This window comes from Streptomyces sp. HUAS MG56, assembly GCF_058673395.1.
Window position 1 is genome coordinate 5,112,657 of sequence record NZ_CM178722.1, and the last position, 16,114, is coordinate 5,128,770.

At 71.7% G+C, this 16,114-nt stretch carries 16 protein-coding genes; 8 read left to right on the forward strand and 8 right to left on the reverse strand.

Features of this window, described 5'->3' with window-relative positions; genetic code table 11:
• Positions 1-202 precede the first annotated feature (202 nt).
• Positions 203-1,105 (reverse strand): sigma-70 family RNA polymerase sigma factor, encoded by a 903-nt coding sequence (locus tag AC4OXY_RS24140; protein ID WP_356020303.1) that lies wholly within the window; start codon positions 1,103-1,105, stop codon positions 203-205.
• A 76-nt stretch (positions 1,106-1,181) separates the two neighbouring features.
• Positions 1,182-1,619: an alternative ribosome rescue aminoacyl-tRNA hydrolase ArfB gene (gene arfB / locus AC4OXY_RS24145; RefSeq protein ID WP_356020305.1), complete on the reverse strand. Its 438-nt coding sequence runs from the start codon at positions 1,617-1,619 to the stop codon at positions 1,182-1,184.
• A gap of 169 nt (positions 1,620-1,788) precedes the next feature.
• Between arfB and AC4OXY_RS24150 the strand changes: the two genes are divergently transcribed.
• Entirely contained in the window at positions 1,789-2,364 is a 576-nt protein-coding gene (locus AC4OXY_RS24150) for a TerD family protein (RefSeq protein WP_356020308.1), read from the forward strand.
• Positions 2,365-2,498: 134 nt separating this feature from the next.
• Positions 2,499-3,017, forward strand: coding sequence for a GNAT family N-acetyltransferase (locus AC4OXY_RS24155; RefSeq protein ID WP_356020310.1), 519 nt, complete (start codon positions 2,499-2,501; stop codon positions 3,015-3,017).
• A gap of 44 nt (positions 3,018-3,061) precedes the next feature.
• On the opposite strand, the gene AC4OXY_RS24160 is transcribed toward AC4OXY_RS24155, so the two are convergent.
• The gene (locus AC4OXY_RS24160) at positions 3,062-4,468 is read right to left on the reverse strand and encodes a M1 family metallopeptidase (protein ID WP_356020312.1); all 1,407 of its coding nucleotides are present in this window, start codon (positions 4,466-4,468) and stop codon (positions 3,062-3,064) included.
• Positions 4,469-4,550: 82 nt separating this feature from the next.
• Between AC4OXY_RS24160 and AC4OXY_RS24165 the strand changes: the two genes are divergently transcribed.
• Entirely contained in the window at positions 4,551-5,051 is a 501-nt protein-coding gene (locus tag AC4OXY_RS24165) for a hypothetical protein (protein ID WP_356020314.1), read from the forward strand.
• Between the two features lie 18 nt (positions 5,052-5,069).
• On the opposite strand, the gene AC4OXY_RS24170 is transcribed toward AC4OXY_RS24165, so the two are convergent.
• The 3 genes from AC4OXY_RS24170 to AC4OXY_RS24180 all read right to left on the reverse strand — a co-directional run bounded on the left by AC4OXY_RS24170 (position 5,070) and on the right by AC4OXY_RS24180 (position 7,952).
• Positions 5,070-5,750 carry a pentapeptide repeat-containing protein gene (locus AC4OXY_RS24170; protein ID WP_356020317.1) on the reverse strand — a complete coding sequence of 227 codons (681 nt, stop codon included), beginning with the start codon at positions 5,748-5,750 and terminating at the stop codon, positions 5,070-5,072.
• A 95-nt stretch (positions 5,751-5,845) separates the two neighbouring features.
• A complete protein-coding gene (locus AC4OXY_RS24175) occupies positions 5,846-7,276 on the reverse strand; it encodes an NAD(P)/FAD-dependent oxidoreductase (RefSeq protein WP_376287658.1) in 1,431 nt (476 codons plus the stop codon).
• A gap of 10 nt (positions 7,277-7,286) precedes the next feature.
• Complete coding sequence (locus AC4OXY_RS24180; protein WP_356020321.1) at positions 7,287-7,952, reverse strand: rhomboid-like protein; 666 nt, start codon at positions 7,950-7,952, stop codon at positions 7,287-7,289.
• On the opposite strand from AC4OXY_RS24180, the gene AC4OXY_RS24185 reads away from it, so the two are divergent.
• On the forward strand, positions 7,951-8,886 hold the full coding sequence (locus AC4OXY_RS24185) for an aminoglycoside phosphotransferase family protein (protein ID WP_491991061.1): 936 nt from the start codon (positions 7,951-7,953) through the stop codon (positions 8,884-8,886). The two genes, AC4OXY_RS24180 and AC4OXY_RS24185, sit on opposite strands and share 2 nt — an antisense overlap.
• 98 nt (positions 8,887-8,984) lie before the next feature.
• Entirely contained in the window at positions 8,985-10,958 is a 1,974-nt protein-coding gene (locus AC4OXY_RS24190; RefSeq protein WP_491991062.1) for a hypothetical protein, read from the forward strand.
• Positions 10,959-11,060: 102 nt separating this feature from the next.
• Here AC4OXY_RS24190 and AC4OXY_RS24195 read toward each other — a convergent pair whose 3' ends face one another.
• Positions 11,061-11,948 carry a LysR family transcriptional regulator gene (locus AC4OXY_RS24195; protein WP_356020326.1) on the reverse strand — a complete coding sequence of 296 codons (888 nt, stop codon included), beginning with the start codon at positions 11,946-11,948 and terminating at the stop codon, positions 11,061-11,063.
• Between the two features lie 259 nt (positions 11,949-12,207).
• On the opposite strand from AC4OXY_RS24195, the gene AC4OXY_RS24200 reads away from it, so the two are divergent.
• Entirely contained in the window at positions 12,208-13,554 is a 1,347-nt protein-coding gene (locus AC4OXY_RS24200; RefSeq protein WP_376287665.1) for an acyltransferase, read from the forward strand.
• Between the two features lie 5 nt (positions 13,555-13,559).
• Positions 13,560-14,318 (forward strand): hypothetical protein, encoded by a 759-nt coding sequence (locus AC4OXY_RS24205; RefSeq protein WP_356020331.1) that lies wholly within the window; start codon positions 13,560-13,562, stop codon positions 14,316-14,318.
• 38 nt (positions 14,319-14,356) lie between these two features.
• On the opposite strand, the gene AC4OXY_RS24210 is transcribed toward AC4OXY_RS24205, so the two are convergent.
• Positions 14,357-14,731: an ArsR/SmtB family transcription factor gene (locus AC4OXY_RS24210; protein WP_356020333.1), complete on the reverse strand. Its 375-nt coding sequence runs from the start codon at positions 14,729-14,731 to the stop codon at positions 14,357-14,359.
• Positions 14,732-14,796: 65 nt separating this feature from the next.
• Between AC4OXY_RS24210 and AC4OXY_RS24215 the strand changes: the two genes are divergently transcribed.
• Entirely contained in the window at positions 14,797-16,023 is a 1,227-nt protein-coding gene (locus tag AC4OXY_RS24215) for an MFS transporter (RefSeq protein WP_491991063.1), read from the forward strand.
• The last annotated feature ends 91 nt before the right edge of the window (positions 16,024-16,114 follow it).

Genomic DNA, 16,114 nt, shown 5'->3' on the forward strand with positions numbered 1-16,114 from the left:
ACGCCCCCGCCGGACAGTCACAGAGCCGGCAGCTGTCACGCCCCCGCCGGATGACGGCGGAGCCGCGGGCCGTCACGCCCCCGCCGGACCGTGGCAGAGCCCGCGGCTGTCACACCCCCGCCGGACAGTCACAGAGCCGACGGCCGTCACACCCCCGCCGGATGACGGCGGAGCCGCGGGCCGTCACACCCCCGCCGGGCCGTCACGCCTCCGTCGGTTCGATCGTCAGCTCCGCGAGGCGGGTCGGGTCCGTGACGATGTCGATCGTGGCGATGCGGTCGGCGACGAAGGTGAAGGTCAGCGCGCGCTCCAGACGGTCGTCGACGTAGCGGACCAGGCCCGTGGCGCCGTCGACCAAGGCCGGACGGGACTCGGCGGCCAGGCGGGCGAAGCTCTTCGCGCCGGAGGCCACCCCGGTCGCGCCGATGGTCGTACCGGCCTCGCCGCGGGCCAGGACGTCCGGGTCGAGGACGGCCAGCAGCCCCTCGAAGTCGCCGTCCCGCGCCGCCGCCAGAAAGGCGTCGACCACCGCGCGCTGCCGTACCAGGTCGGTCTCCGGCGCATCCGCGCCCCGCACCCGGCGCCGGCCCCGGCTGGCCAGCTGCCGCGCGGCGGCCGGGGTGCGCCCGAGGACGCCGCCGACCTCCTCGAACGGCACCCCGAACAGGTCGTGCAGCACGAACGCCAGCCGTTCGGCCGGGTTGAGCTGGTCAAGAACAACCAGCAGGGCCGAGCCGACCGAGTCGGCCAGCAGGGCGTCCTGTGCGGGGTCCTGTGCCGGGTCCTGTGTGGCGGAGGCCACCGGTTCCCAGGTGTCCAGGGGCTGCTCGCCCCGGGTGCGGCGGGAGCGGAGCAGGTCGAGGCAGACCCGGCCGACGACGGTCGTCAGCCAGCCCCCGAGGTTGGCCACCTCGCTCGTGTCGGACCGGCTCAGCCGGAACCAGGTCTCCTGCACCGCGTCCTCGGCCTCCGCGGCCGAGCCCAGCATCCGGAAGGCCACGGCCCGCAGATGCCCCCGGTACGCCTCGAACCGCTCGGCGAGGACGTCGAGGCCGCCGTTGCCGCCGGTGTCGTCCTGGTGCTGGTGCGCGTCGTGCTCGCTCATCGGTGGTGCCGGCCTCTCCGTCGCCGTACAGGGTCTTCACGACCCTGACGTACGGCGGCCCGGAAGTGTGACGGACTCAGCTCCAGTCCCGGCCCGAGCGGCCGCGCTTGGTGTCCGCGCGCTGCTTCTTCTCCCGCAGCCGGCGTTCGTTGATACCGCGCGGGATGCGGGTCGGTCTGCGGGGCTTGGGCGGGGGCGCGCTGGCCTCCGCGAGGAGCGCGGCGAGGCGTACGGCGGCGGCCTCGCGGTTGCGCCACTGGGAGCGGTGCTCGGAGGAGCGGACGGTGACGACTCCGTCGACGAGCCGGCCGGCCAGCCGCTGCAACGCCCTCTCCTTCCACACCGGGGGCAGTGCCTCGGTGCGCGCGAGGTCGAAGCGCAGCTCCACCTGCGAGTCACTGGTGTTGACGTGCTGTCCGCCGGGCCCCGACGACCTGGAGAAACGCCACATCAGCTCGGCCTCGGGAAGGGAGACGGAGCCACGGATGAGGTAGGGACCGGACATGCCCACCATGGTCGCGCGACCGGCCCGTCCACGTCACCCGAAATACCCGGGGCGGTGGAACCGGGGACGGGAAGTAAAGAAAGTAAAGCGAGCTGGAACCTTCCCGGGCTCCCTCGGCGTTGGTAGGGGTAGCTGTACCTTTTCCGCCGTACCGAACCAAAGGAAGGGACTCCCAAGAATGGCTGTAAGCCTGTCCAAGGGTGGCAACGTCTCGCTCACCAAGGAGGCTCCGGGCCTGACCGCCGTCACCGTGGGCCTCGGCTGGGACGTCCGCACCACCACCGGCACGGACTTCGACCTGGACGCCTCCGCCATCGCGGTCAACGCACAGGGCAAGGTCTACTCGGACGCCCACTTCGTCTTCTTCAACAACAAGCAGACGCCGGACAACTCGATCGTCCACACCGGTGACAACACCACCGGCCAGGGCGAGGGCGACGACGAGGCCATCAACGTCAACCTGGCCGCGCTCCCGGCCGACATCGACAAGGTCGTCTTCCCGGTCTCCATCTACGACGCGGAGAACCGCGGCCAGAACTTCGGCCAGGTCCGCAACGCGTACATCCGCATCGTGAACCAGGCCGGCGGCGCCGAGATCGCGCGCTACGACCTCTCCGAGGACGCCGCCACCGAGACGGCCATGGTCTTCGGCGAGCTGTACCGCAACGGCGCGGAGTGGAAGTTCCGCGCGGTGGGCCAGGGCTACGCCTCGGGCCTGGTCGGCATCGCCCAGGACTTCGGCGTCAACGTCTGACGGACGCCGCACCGCCGAGCGGGGCCCCGAGCCACGGCGCACACGGCCGCGGCGCGGGGCCCCCGCCGCACCGGGAGCCGTACCGGGGGGCGGTGTGCCCGCCGGGCGGTGGGTTCCGGCGGTAGATTCCCCGGATGCTCCTCGAACCCCTGCCTCCCGACCAGGAGTTGCCGGCCCCGCTGCTGGCCGAACTGACCGGGCTGTTCGCGTCCAACCGGGCCTTCCACCGGATCAGCGGCGACTTCCCCGACCCGGACGACGTCCGCCCGGACCAGGTCGCGGCCGTGCTCGCCGAGGAACTGGCCACGCCGGGCGCCGAGGCGCTGACGGCACGCACCGCCGCCGGCGAACGCCTCGTCGGCATCGCGGTCACTCTCGCCCGCCATCCCGACCCCGCCGACCCGGACCCGTGGATCGGCCTGCTGATGGTGCACGCGGACGCACAGGGCAGGGGCCACGGCCGTGCCCTCGCGACCGCCGTGGAGGAACGCTTCCGCGCCCAGGGCCGCACGGCGGTACGCCTCGCCGTCCTGGCCGCCAACCCGAGGGCCCTGGCCTTCTGGACCGCCCTCGGCTACGTCCACCTCGCCGACCGCACGGACCGCACCCACGGCCGCCCCTGCGCCGTCCTGCGCAAGGCACTCCACCCCTGAGGCAGTCGGGCCCCTGAGGCGGTCGGGCCCGGAGTGGCGAGGCGTCAGGCGTGGGCCGGTTTGCCGTTGCCGTACAGCCAGTCCTTCCAGATCTCGGTGAAGTCCGTGCCGGGGAACTGCTTCTCCACGTACGCGGTGAAGTCGGCGGTGTCGGCGCTGCCGAACCGGTGGGAGGCGGGCCAGCTGCGCAGGAGGGCGAAGAAGCCCTTGTCGCCGACCTTCTGGCGGATCTTGTGCAGGACCATCGCGCCGCGCTCGTACACGGGGCTGTCGGAGATGTGGGCGGCGCCGGACGGCTTCGCGGGCGGATAGGCCCAGATACTGTCGTCGTCGCCGTCGTAGAGGTCGGTGAAGATCTTCTGGGCCGAGTCGCCGTCGTGGTCCTCCTGCCACAGCCACTGGGCGTAGGTGGCGAAGCCCTCGTTGAGCCACATGTCCTGCCAGGACTTCGGGGTGACCGAGTCGCCGTACCACTGGTGGGCCAGTTCGTGCACGACCGTCCCGGTGTCCGGGGCGCCGGGGAAGGTCGGCCGGTTCTGGGTCTCCAGGGCGTATCCGGCGGCGCCCTCCCCGGCGACGATCGCGCCGACGGAGGAGAAGGGGAACGGCCCGAAGGTGTCCTCCTCCCACTTGACTATGCCGGGCAGCCGCGCGATCACGTCCGCGCTGTCCTTCGCCTGGTCCGGGGCGACGGCGGTGAGGATCGGCAGCCCGTGCGGGCCGGTGGTGCGGGTGAGGGTGAAGTGGCCGACGGCGACCGTGGCCAGATAGCTCGCCATGGGCTGGGCGGTGTGCCAGTGGTACGACGTGCGGCCGCCCCGGGTGCTCTGGCCCGCCAACTCGCCGTTGGAGACGGCCTGGAGGCCCTTCGGGACGGTGACGGTGATGTCGTAGGCCGCCTTGTCGGAGGGGTGGTGGTTGCCGGGGAACCAGGCCATGGAGCCGACGGGCTCGCCGAGGCCGAGAGCGCCGTCGGCGGTGGGCAGCCAGCCCTCCTTGGAGCCGTCGGGGTCGGTGAGGGTACGCGGGACGCCCGAGTAGCGCACGGTCGTGCGGAACGTCTCGCCCGCGTTCAGGTCGGTGTGCGGGCGGACGGTCAGCTCCTGCCCGGACCGGCCGAAGGGGGCCCTCCTGCCCTCGACGGTGACCGAGTCGACGTGCAGTCCGGCGAGGTCGAGGTCGAAGGCGGACAGGTCCTGGAGGGCGCGGGCGGTGATGACCGCCGTACCGGTGAGCCGGTGGCCGGAGGGGGTGTAGTCGAGGGTGAGGGCGTAGTGCTCCACGTGGTAGCCGCCGTTGCCGGCCTGCGGGAAGTACGGGTCGTGCACGCCCGGGCTGCCCGGGGTGCCGTGCACACCGCCTTCGGCCGCCGTTCCGGTAAGAGCCAGGCTGAAGGTGAGCAGGGCCGCGGCGGCCGGGACGGCCACGGCGAGGCGTACGGAACGGGGCACGGCAGCGATCCTATGGGGCACCGGTCTTACTTATGGGACCGGAAATTAAGGGCCGGGCAGGGACCCGTGACACCATCGGTGCGTGCTCGACATCGGCTACGCCCTCTCCAACAAGTTCCCGGACCCGCCGCAGACCGACTACCGCCGTGCGGACGTCCACGCGCTGCGGCACGACCTGTTCTGCGGTGACGTCTATCTCGCGGACACCGAGTCGGACCGGGAGCTGTCCACAGCCTGGGGATGGGTGCCGGTGCTGGACTTCGCGTGGGCGCTGTGCGACATCGTGGAGCGGCTGGACCGGGACCCGATGGGCTCGCGCGCCGCGCGCCCGCAGCAGGCGGAGCTGGACTTCACCGAGTCCACCGACCGGATGCTGTTCGAGCGCCGCTTCGGCTGGGTGGACATCGAGGCCGACTGGATGCCGGCCGAGGAGGCCCCGCTCAGCTTCGGCCACGCCGAGCTGCGCCGCGAGGCCCGCGACTTCCTGCACGATCTGATCGCGGACCTCACCGACCTCCACGACGACCTGGCGGAGAACCCGGCGATCTGGACCCTCCAGGCCCGCTTCCCCCGTCTGCCGTGAACCATGGCGCCGTAACGACTACTCCACTCTGATCCCCAGCTCCGCCGCCAGCACCGGTGCCAGATCCAGCAGTTGTCCCGTGCTGACCACCGCCCCGGACAGCCGGTCCAGGCCGCGGACGATCTCCAGCGGGGCGGCTCCGCGCAGATCCACGTCCTTCAGCGTCGCGCTGCCGAAGTCGGCCCCCTTCAGCGCGCAGCCGACGAACTCCACCCGCTCCAGGCTCGCCCCCGCGAAGTCCGGCTCGACCAGCACACAGGACTCGAAGACGACGTCCCTGAGGCGGGCCTCGCGCAGATTGAGATAGTCGATCTTGCCGCCCCGGACCACCACCCGCTCCAGCACGGCGCCGTGCAGCTGGGTGCCGCCGAGGCGCGCGTCGACCACCTCGACGTCCCGGAACGTGGACTCGGCGAGATGCGTGCCGACCCCGCGCAGCCCCGTCAGCACCGAGTCCAGCACTCTGGCCCGGCCGAGCGCCGTACCGTCCACGGCGCAGGCCGTCAGCGCGCAGTCCAGGAAGCGGGCGCCCGAGCCGTCCTGCCCGCTCAGGTCCGCGTCCTGGAACTCCAGCCCGTCGTAGTCCCCGTCCGGCTCCAGCCCGCCGCCGGACCACGGGGTCAGCGGCGGCAGCCGCACCTCCGGCCGCCGCGCGCCCTTCGCCCGCTTCCCGCCCTCACCCGTCGCTCTCCTCGCCATGCCCCCATGCTGCACCCCGCCACTGACACTCACCCCGGCCGCCGCTCGGCCTCGACCGGGCCCGAGGCGCGCCCGGCGTCCCCTGGGGAACCGGTTCAGTGGCGCCCCGCCACCCGGTCCGCCGCCTTCGCCAGACGGGAGGACTCGGTTCCGGGGTGCAGGCGTTCGCGCTGGTCGGCGGTGCGGTAGGTGGCGTACATGCCGTGGACGCCCAGCCAGCGGAAGGGCTCCGGCTCCCACTTGCGGACCTTGTGGTTCACCCAGGGCAGGTCCGTGAGGTCGGTGCGGCCGCCCTGCCCGGAGTCCCGCTGGACCAGGTCGCGCAGGGTGCGGGCGGCCAGGTTGGTCGTGGCGACGCCGGAGCCGACGTAGCCGCCCGCCCAGCCGAGGCCCGTCGAGCGGTCCAGGGTGACCGTGGCGCACCAGTCGCGGGGGACGCCGAGGACGCCCGACCAGGCGTGCTCGACGCGCACCCCGGCCAGGGAGGGGAAGAAGCGGGTCAGGATCTCGTGCAGGGCCTCGACCGTCGCCGCCTGTGTGCGGCCGTCGTTGTCGGTGCGCGAGCCGAAGCGGTACGGCACTCCGCGGCCGCCCAGCGCGATCCGGCCGTCGGCCGTGCGCTGCGCGTACATGTACGCGTGCGCCATGTCGCCCAGGGTCTCGCGCCCCTCCCAGCCGATCGACGCCCACTGCTCCTCGGTCAGCGGCTCGGTCGCGATCATCGAGGAGTTCATGGGGAGCCAGGTGCGCTTCTGACCCTTCAACCGCGCCGTGAAACCCTCCGTGCAGCGCAGCACGTACGGGGCGCGGACCGTGCCGTAGGGCGTGACGGCGTGCTTGGGGCGGATCTCCGTCACCGGCGTCGACTCGTGGATCACCACGCCCAGCGCCTCGACCGTCGCCGCCAGGCCCTTCACCAGCTTCACCGGGTGCAGCCGGGCCCCGTGCGGGGTCCAGGCCGAGCCCACCGCGTCCGCGACCCGGATCCGCTCGGCCGTCTCGCGGGCGCCGTACAGCTCCCGGTCCGTCTCGCCGTACGACAGCTCGTGCGCGTGGAAGGCCTTCAGGCGCGCCAACTGGGCCGGTGTCGTGGCCACTTCGAGGACGCCGCCGCGGTGGATGTCCGCCTCGATGCCCTCGGCCCCGGCCACCGCGATCACCTCGGCGACCGTGTCGTTCATCGCCTTCTGGAGGCGCACGGCAGCCTCGTGGCCGTGCAGCTTCGCGTACCGGTCGCGGCCCGCGATCCCGTTGTAGAGCCAGCCGCCGTTGCGGCCGGAGGCGCCGTAGCCGCAGAACTTCTGCTCCAGGACCGTGATGCGCAGGAAGGGGGCGGCCTTCTTCAGGTAGTAGGCCGTCCACAGGCCCGTGTATCCGCCGCCCACGATCACGACGTCGGCCGTGGCGTCCCCGGACAGCGGCTCGCGTACGGCCGGGAGGCCGTCGTCCGTGTACCAGTAGGAGATCCCGCCGTTGACGACGCCGCCCGCGAAGCCGGGGGCCGCACTGCTTGCCGAGCTGCTCATGGCCGGGACGTTAGCCCCTCGTCCCGGCCAGTGTCTCCTTCGGATTCCATGCTTTTCCGAGCCCTCTGACCAGCGGATAGCAGGCCAGCCCGATCAGCACCGAGACGAAGTGGCCCAGATCGGTGAAGGTCCGCCCCTCGGCCAGCGGCAGCCCGTAGATGACCAGCACCACCAGCAGATACGCGTACCGCCAGGGGGGCGCGATCCGGTACGTGAGCACCGCGATGACCCCCGCCAGCGCGTAACTCACCCCGATGTCCAGGGTGTTGACCGCGCGGTGCGGGGCGATGCCGTCGCGGATCGCGATCAGCAGGGCGCCCTCGCTGGTCAGCGTCGCGAACACGTGCGCCAGCGCGCACACCGCGAGCCAGCGGGCCGTGCCGAGCCAGCGCTCCGCGGGCGCGTGGAACACCGTGTACAGGAAGGCGTACGGAATCCAGTGGCCGCTGTCGATCCAGAACGCGCTCGCCACCAGCACCCGCACCGGGTTGTGCGACAGCTCGTGGATGTTGGTCGAGCGCCGGCGCAGGAAGTGCTGCTCGAAGTCGGGCGACATGCGGTGCAGGGCGACGGTCGTGACGAACAGGACCAGCAGCCACACGTAGGTGCCGGGTGCGCTGCGGATCCACGACCACACCGCGGCCCGTACCACTGTGAGGCCCCGCTTGATTCGCATGAGCCGATTCACGCACGCCAGTATCGTCCCGTCCGTGATCGACATCCCCGACGGCCTGGCCGAGGCACAGGCGAAGTACAACGGCGCGGCGGGGCGGGCCTTCGTCGCCGCGCTGCCCGGGCTGGCGGCCCGCTTCCTGGACCGCTGGGGGCTGCGGCTCGACGGGCCGGCCATGAACGGCGTCAGCGCGCTCGTCCTGCCCGTCACCGGCGCGGACGGCACCCGGGCCGTGCTCAAGCTCCAGCTGCCGGACGAGGAGACCGAGGGCGAACCGGTCGCGCTGCGGGTCTGGGACGGCGACGGCGCCGTACGGCTCCTCGACCACGATCCGGCCACCGGGACCATGCTCCTGGAGCGCCTGGACGCCTCCCGGATGCTGTCCTCGACGGCCGACACCCGCGCCGCCGTTCTCGTGATCGCCCGGCTGCTCGCCCGGCTGACCTCCTTCCCCGCACCGCCCGAGCTGCGCCGGCTCGGCGACATCGCCGCGGCCCTGCTGGAGCGGACCCCGTGGGCGCTGGCGCGGATCCCCGACCCCGGGACCCGCCGTACGGTCGCCGACTGCGCGGCGGCCGTACGGGAGGTCGTCGCCGAGCCCGGCGACCGGCTGCTGCACTGGGACCTGCACTTCGAGAACGTGCTCGCGGCCGGCCGCGCCGACTGGCTCGCCATCGATCCCAAGCCGCTGGCCGGCGACCCGGGCTTCGAGCTGTGGCCCGCGCTGGTCAACCGGTTCGAGGCGGCCGACGTCGTCTGGCGCTTCGACGCGATGACCGACGTCCTCGGCCTCGACCGGGAGCGGGCCCGCGCCTGGACGCTGGGCCGGCTGCTGCAGAACGCCGTGTGGGACGTGACGGACGGCCGTCCGGTCGAGGAGCGCCAGTCGGAGATCGCGCGCCAGCTGCTTCCCCGGCCCCGACCGGGGAAACCATGATCAAGGATTTACCACCCTCTCCTTGTCCCCGGTGAACGGCGTGGCTATTTTTCGTCCGCCCCCCAGTCATCACAACGGACCATCAGAAGGGCACTTCCTTGCACTCACGGAGACGTCGGGCGGCATCCGCCGCCGCCGTCCTGTCCACCAGCGCGCTCATATCCACCGCGCTGTCCACCGGCTGGCTCACGGCCGCCGCCTCCGCCGCTCCGTCGGCGAGCGGCGCGGCCCACGCCAAGCACCTGTGCGCCCACCCCACCGCGCCGGGCCACGTGGCGTGCCTCGCCGAGGCCCGCACCGATGTCCTCCAGCGTCTGACGGTGAGCCCGCACACCCCGCCGTCCGGCTACGGCCCCGCGGACCTCCAGAGCGCCTACAACCTGCCGTCGGCGAGCGCCGGTTCGGGCCGGACCGTCGCGATCGTCGACGCCCTGGACGACCCGAACGCGGAGTCCGACCTCGCCGCCTACCGCGCCCAGTACGGCCTGCCCGCCTGCACCACCGCCAACGGCTGCTTCCACAAGGTGAACCAGACCGGCGGCACCACGTACCCCACCGCGGACGCGGGCTGGGCCGGCGAGATCTCCCTCGACCTCGACATGGTCAGCGCCGTCTGCCCGCAGTGCCACATCACGCTCGTCGAGGCCTCCTCCACGAGCACGAGCGACATCGGCACCGCCGAGAACGAGGCCGTCGCCCTCGGCGCCAAGTACGTCTCCAACTCCTTCGGCGGCACCGAGGACCCGAGCGAGACCACCGCCGACGTCCAGTACTTCAACCACCCCGGCGTCGCCATCACGGTCAGCTCGGGCGACAGCGGCTACGGCGTCCAGTACCCAGCCTCCTCGCCCTACGTCACCGCGGTCGGCGGCACCTCGCTCAGCCGCTCGGGCAACACCCGCGGCTGGACCGAGTCGGTGTGGTCCACCAGCAGCACCGAGGGCACCGGGTCCGGCTGCTCCGCGGACGAGGCCAAGCCCACCTGGCAGACCGACACCGGCTGCTCGCACCGCACCGTCGCGGACGTCTCCGCGGTCGCCGACCCGGCCACCGGCGTCGCCGTCTACGACACCTACGGCGGCTCGGCCGGCTGGAACGTATACGGCGGCACCAGCGCCTCCTCGCCCATCGTCGCGGCCACCTACGCCCTCGCCGGCACCCCGGCCGCGAACAGCTACCCGTCGACGTACGCCTACGGGCACACGTCCGCCCTGAACGACGTCACCACGGGCAGCGACGGCACCTGCTCCACGAGCTACCTGTGCACCGCCGCCACCGGCTACGACGGCCCGACCGGTCTCGGCACCCCGAACGGCACCGCCGCCTTCGCCTTCGGCGCGACCGGCGTCAACTCCCTCCAGCCCGGCCAGAAGCTCACCTCCGGCCACCGGCTGAGCAGCGCGAACATCACGCTGACCATGGGCAGCGACGGCAACCTGGTCGCGTACCTCAAGACGAACGGCACCAGCGGCAGCGGCCCGGCGATCTGGTCGACCCACACCAGCGGCCACTCCGGCGCCTACGCGTACATGCAGGCCGACGGCAACCTGGTCGTCTGCTCCAGCACCGGCACCGCCCTGTGGTCCACCCACACCTCCGGCCATTCCGGCGCCTACTTCCTGGTCCAGGACGACGGCAACCTGGTGGTCTACGGCTCCGGCGGCGGCCCGAGCACGGGCGGCTCGCTGTGGGCCGACGGCACGAACGTGCACTCGGCGACGATCGGCTCCGGCCAGAAGCTCACGGCCGGCTGGTGGGCCCAGGCCCGGTACACCCGCCTGGCGATGCAGCCGGACGGCAACCTCGTGCTGTACCGCAAGCGCGACGGCAAGGCGATCTGGTCCACCGGCACCTCCGGCCACTCCGGCGCCTACGCGTACATGCAGGCCGACGGCAACCTGGTCGTCTACTCCAGCACCGGCACCGCCCTGTGGTCCACCCACACCTACGGCCACTCCGGCGCGTACGCGGTGATGCAGAACGACGGCAACGTCGTCGTCTACACCGCCACCGGCGGCACGGGCAAGGGCGGCGCCCTGTGGGCGAGCAACACACGGTCGTACGTGCCCTGAGCCGCACCCGCCCTGTGTGGGGCTGGATGGGGTACACGGCCGTAAGTCACCGCGTATAACCCATCCAGCCCGACTGGAGTCCGCACGAGGACCTCCCTCGCGTCAGGACGCCATTCTGTACGAGCCCTCGTACGAGAAGGGGAAGCAGCGCAGGGCGTCCCGGGCCGCACGGTGGGCCGCCTCGATGACGTGCGGCCCGACGCTGGGGGCGAGCACGAGCGACGCCTCGACCGGCTCGACCGGCGGGAAGCACTCCTCGGGAGCCTTGCGCAGCCCCCACAGTTCGTCCGCGTTGGCCGGCAGGCAGGTGTTGCCGAGTCCGGCGCGGATCGCCGCCCGGACGCCGGGCAGATCGGGGCCCTCGTACACGCTTCTCCAGGGCACCCCGCCCAGGGCGACGGAGTTCAGCACATGGACCCGCAGGTTGCACGGCTCGACGCACAGCACCAGCGGGAGCGGAGCGCCCGCCTCGATCAGGTGACGGCCGAACCAGGCGAGTTGGACGCGCCCCAGGAACAGGTCCCGGCTGCCGCGCGGCGGCGCGGAGACCACCGCGAGGTCCAGTTCGCCGTCGCCGACACGGGCGGTGAGCGGTGCGCTCAGCCCCGTGCGCAGGGCGATCCGGGCGTCCGGCAGCAGACGGGTGAGCGTGGCCAGCAGTTCCGGCATGGCGGGTTCGAACTGCTGCGAGACGCCCACCGAGAGGTGTAACTCGGTGCGCGGTACGGCGCTGACGCGGCCGACCGCCTCGTCGTTGAGGGCGACGATCCGCCGGGCGTATCCGGCGAGTTCCTCGGCCCGCGGACTGAGCCGGAGCCGGCGCCCGGTACTGGTGAACACCGGACCGTTCAGCAGGGATTCGAGTTTGCGTATGTGCTGGCTCACCGCGGGCTGTGTGAGCGAAAGTCGCTCGGCAGCACGATGGAAACCTCCCGTTTCCAGAATGGTAACGAGGGTACGCAGCTGACCGACATCCAGATTGCGAGACATAACTACCTCGGTGTGTGGGGGGCTTGCATTTTCACCAACAAGGCCGCCTGCCCAGGAAGTCCGCGCATCACCCTATCTTGACGGGATCTTGGCAAGACCTTTTCTAGTTACACCGATCCATCGATAAGCGGGAATTATTGAACCAATAACCAATTCTTGTTGGCCGACCCGTTGAGGCTTCACCTAGGGTTTTGAACAGCCAGCGTGGCAGCCATCGATGTGCCCGGACACCCATTCCCGGGCCTTTCAGGGGGACTCAGTGAACAAGTCCGAATACTTCGACGCGCGCACCACCGTAGAGCGAGTAAGCCTGGGAAACCTGCTGGAAAAGCTGGACGTGGGGACCGGCCCCGAGCCGTACCCGATTGTTCGGTACACCCAGGTCCTGAAGGAACTCCGGAAGCAGTCGGCCGGCATCGGAAACGAGCGGCAGCAGGTGGAATTCGGTCGGCTCGTCGAGAAATCACTCCGGGAACTCGGAGCGGAACTCGGGCTTCCGGAAGAGCACTTCTCCGTGGACACCTCGGGCGATCCGCTGCTCGTCAAGGAGGGTGCCGGGCAGCACTGGATCCTCCCCACCCACTTCGAGGGCGGCGCCTACTTCAGCGCCCCGCACGCCGACCACCAGTACGCCCTGGCCGCGCACCAGATACCCCGCATCGACATCGGCCGGTACGTCCGGTTCGGCAAGGGCAGCGGGATCAACGCGGGCGGCGACATCACCATCGGCGACGGCGCCTGGCTGTCCCCCGGCAGCCTGCTGCTGCGCCAGGACCACAGCGCGTACGGACGGCCCTCGATCGGGGCGCGCACCGTCTCCATGACGGACCAGCCGGGCGTCGTCCTGCGGGACTACGCATGGGTGGGACGCGACGCCATGGTCGGCTGGAACAGCGACTATCTGGGCCTGGCGAGCGTCGTGGGCACCCGGTCCTTCATCAACAGCTGGGTGGGCGACTACTCCATCGTCGGCGACCACGGCCGCATCCTCCAGTACCAGCCGTTCAAGGCCTTCCTGTTCGGCCGGTTCCAGCTGAGCGTGGAGGAGGTGCTGCGGATCTCCGACTGGGGGAAGGTCGACGCGGACTGGCTGCGGACCTACGCCGCCGAGAGCGGCCCGCTGCTCGGCTCCGGCGACGACCTGTCCGAACTCGTCGAGCTCACAACTGAGTTGAGGCACCCGCGGATGCGCACCCTGCTGCTGAAGCCGGACTCCCTGCGCCTCGTGCCCCTGCTCGCCGAGGCCCGTCTCGACATCGCCACGCACTCCCCGGCCCTCACGCCCCACGTGCTCCAGTGGGCCGGCGACCACAAGGCCCTGCGCGTCCGGGTGCGTTCGGACCTCACCGGCGCCACGCTGCCCTTCGAGACCGCCGGTCACTTCCACTACAACAAGCGGACCGGTTACGACCTCACGATCAGCGAGCACGCCCCCGGCACCACGGTCGTCCCGTTCGCCGAGCTGGAGCGCACCCTGCTCCAGGGCGGCCTCCTGGTCAGCGACGTCCGCGACCTGCCGGGCGGCGGCCCGCTCCCCGACAACCTCGTCGAGACCGCCGACCTGACCCTCGCCGGAAACCAGTACAAGGTGTTCAGGAAGAAGTGATCACCATGACGCGGAAGACCGCCGGATCGTACGAACTCGCCGTCGAGTACGCCGACAGCGGGCTGTCCTGGCCGGAGTTCCTGGACGGCCGGCCCGAACAGCCCCTCCCCGCCGGGCAGGTGCCCTTCCTGCCCGCCGACCGGTCACGGGCCGCCGTCTACAGCTTCGGCTACACCCACTCCGTCGTGAACGGGGCGAAGGTGGAGAAGGGACGGCTGGACTTCTACTACAAGGGCACCGGGGACCTCCTGCGCACCGACGGCGACCGGCTCACCAGCCCGGTGCCGCTGACGTCCGGTGGCATCGAGGTCGAGTACTGCGCCGCCTACTGCGTGAACAAGCAGGGCGAGCCGGTCTACCTCGGCTTCACGCTGGCCAACGACTTCTCGGACGCGGGCCTCAGGCACGCCCGCCGGAACCTGGCCAACCTGTCGAAGCTCCAGCCGACGGTCGTCGCCGCCGAGGCCGTACTGGAGGAACTGCCGCCGACCAGCGCCGTCAGCGCGTCGATCAGCCGGGACGGCCGGGTCGTGTGGCAGCGCGACGGGGCCCTCGGCAGGCGGGAGATGCTCTACTCCCCGCGCGTCCTGGAACGGCTGCTGCTGCACCGGCGCGGCCTGTTCGAGGCCGGCACGGTCGTGTATCTCCTGCTGGGCTCCTGCATCAGCTCGCACAAGGACGGGGCCGAGCTGCGCGACGGTGACGTCATCGCGATGCGGGACACGTACTCGGGCCTGAGCCTGACCACCCCCTTCGCCTGCTGAACCGGCCGGTCCCGGCTCCCCGCCGGCACCGGCCCCGGTCAACGCGAGGCCGGCGCGCCCTCGGGCTCGCCGGCCTCGCGTCGCCGTTCGGGCCCCGGCTCACCGGCCTCCATGTTGTGGATCACGGCGGCCAGCAGCCCCGGGAACCGCCCCTCGAACTCGTCGACACGCAGCCGGGCGCTCTGCTGCTGCCCCTGGTGGCTGCGCCAGATCAGCCCGCACTCGCGCAGGACACGGAAGTGGTGCGAGGCGTTCGACTTGCTGATGCCGAGGTCGTTGTAGATCACCGAGCACTCGGTCTCGCCGCGTTCGGCCAGCAGGGCGACGATCCGCAGGCGCAGCGGGTCGCTCAGCCCGTGCATCGCCTGGGCGAGGCTGACGTTGTCCAGTTCGGCATGAAACCTGTCGCGCATGCCTACGACCCTACTGCGCCGCGCCGCCCCTTCCAATGGTTCAACAACTCTTGTACCGTTGGACCATGAATCCAAGGATCTACCTCCTGGCCCTTGGCACCTTCACGGTCGGAACCGAGGGTTACGTGATCGCCGGCGTCCTCCCTGACGTGGCCCACGACCTGCACTCCACGGTGTCGATGTGCGGGCAGATGGTCACGGTCTTCGCCGTCGTCTACGCCTTAGCGGGTCCGCCCCTGATCGGCCAGTTCCAGCACGTTCCGCTCAAGAAGCTGCTCATCTGGGCGGCCGTCGGCTTCGCCGCCGCCAACGTGCTCGCCGCCGTCTCCCCCAACCTCGTCACCCTGGCCGTGGCCCGGGTCCTCGCCGCGCTGGGCGCCGCCCTCTTCGCCGCGCCCGCCGCGGCCGCCGCCGCCGCGCTGAGCAAACCCGAGGAGCTGCCGCGCGCGATCGCCGTCACGGCCGGCGGCAACGCGATCGCCCTCACCCTCGGCGCCCCCATCGGCACGGTCGTCGGCGCGGCCCTCGGCTGGCGGGCCTCCTTCGGCTTCGTCACGGCCCTGGCCCTCGTCACCGCCGTCGCCATCGCCGCCTGGCTCCCGGACGTCCCGGGCACCGCGGGCGCGACCGCCGGCCGGCTCAACCTGCTGCGCCGCGGCGCCGTCCGCTGGGGCCTGGTCACCACGTTCGGCCTGTTCCTGGCCGCCTACACGATGTACACGTACCTCGCCCCCATCGCGCAGCGCTCCACCGGCCTGGGCAGCACCGGCGTGGCCGCCCTGATGGTCGTCTTCGGCGCGGGCGGGTTCACCGGCGGCCGCATCATCGGCTCCGTCCTGGCCAAGCACGCGCTGGCGAACGTCCTGCGCACGGCGCTGCTGCTGATCACCGCGTTCCTCGCGGTACTGACCCTGCTGACCGTCGCGCACCTGCACACGACGGCGCGGATCATCGCCTTCCCGCTCCTGTTCGCCTTCGGCATGGCCTGGTGGTCGGGCGGCATCAGCCAGCAGACCCGCCTGGCCGGCCTCGCCCCCGAGCAGCGCTCCCAGGCCCTCGGCCTGCACTTCTCCGCGCAGTTCCTGGGCGTCGCCGTCGCCGGCGCGCTCGGCGGCGTGACCCTGTCCACGATCGGGGCGGCGGGCGTTCCGGCGGTGGCGGGAGCGATCGCACTGGCGGCACTGGTGAGCGTGCGTCAGGTGGTGCCGGGAGCCGGCGCGGCCCGCGGCGGCGCCACGGCACCGGCGGCTTCCACGACCTCCACGGCGCCGGGCGCCGCCCGCGTGGAGTGAGGCCGGCTCCACCGGAGGCGGATCGCCGTCGAGAACTGTCGAGAACTACCGCCGATGCCCTCACGATCATGGATCGTGAGGGCATCGCCCC

Bases quoted from the DNA above. Each gene is read 5' to 3' on its own strand.
- AC4OXY_RS24140 (WP_356020303.1), bottom strand. From the start codon at position 1,105: ATGAGCGAGCACGACGCGCACCAGCACCAGGACGACACCGGCGGCAAC.
- arfB (WP_356020305.1), bottom strand. From the start codon at position 1,619: ATGGTGGGCATGTCCGGTCCCTACCTCATCCGTGGCTCCGTCTCCCTT.
- AC4OXY_RS24150 (WP_356020308.1), top strand. From the start codon at position 1,789: ATGGCTGTAAGCCTGTCCAAGGGTGGCAACGTCTCGCTCACCAAGGAG.
- AC4OXY_RS24155 (WP_356020310.1), top strand. From the start codon at position 2,499: ATGCTCCTCGAACCCCTGCCTCCCGACCAGGAGTTGCCGGCCCCGCTG.
- AC4OXY_RS24170 (WP_356020317.1), bottom strand. From the start codon at position 5,750: ATGGCGAGGAGAGCGACGGGTGAGGGCGGGAAGCGGGCGAAGGGCGCG.
- AC4OXY_RS24175 (WP_376287658.1), bottom strand. From the start codon at position 7,276: ATGAGCAGCTCGGCAAGCAGTGCGGCCCCCGGCTTCGCGGGCGGCGTC.
- AC4OXY_RS24185 (WP_491991061.1), top strand. From the start codon at position 7,951: ATGAGCCGATTCACGCACGCCAGTATCGTCCCGTCCGTGATCGACATC.
- AC4OXY_RS24180 (WP_356020321.1), bottom strand. From the start codon at position 7,952: ATGCGAATCAAGCGGGGCCTCACAGTGGTACGGGCCGCGGTGTGGTCG.
- AC4OXY_RS24195 (WP_356020326.1), bottom strand. From the start codon at position 11,948: ATGTCTCGCAATCTGGATGTCGGTCAGCTGCGTACCCTCGTTACCATT.
- AC4OXY_RS24205 (WP_356020331.1), top strand. From the start codon at position 13,560: ATGACGCGGAAGACCGCCGGATCGTACGAACTCGCCGTCGAGTACGCC.
- AC4OXY_RS24210 (WP_356020333.1), bottom strand. From the start codon at position 14,731: ATGCGCGACAGGTTTCATGCCGAACTGGACAACGTCAGCCTCGCCCAG.
- AC4OXY_RS24215 (WP_491991063.1), top strand. From the start codon at position 14,797: ATGAATCCAAGGATCTACCTCCTGGCCCTTGGCACCTTCACGGTCGGA.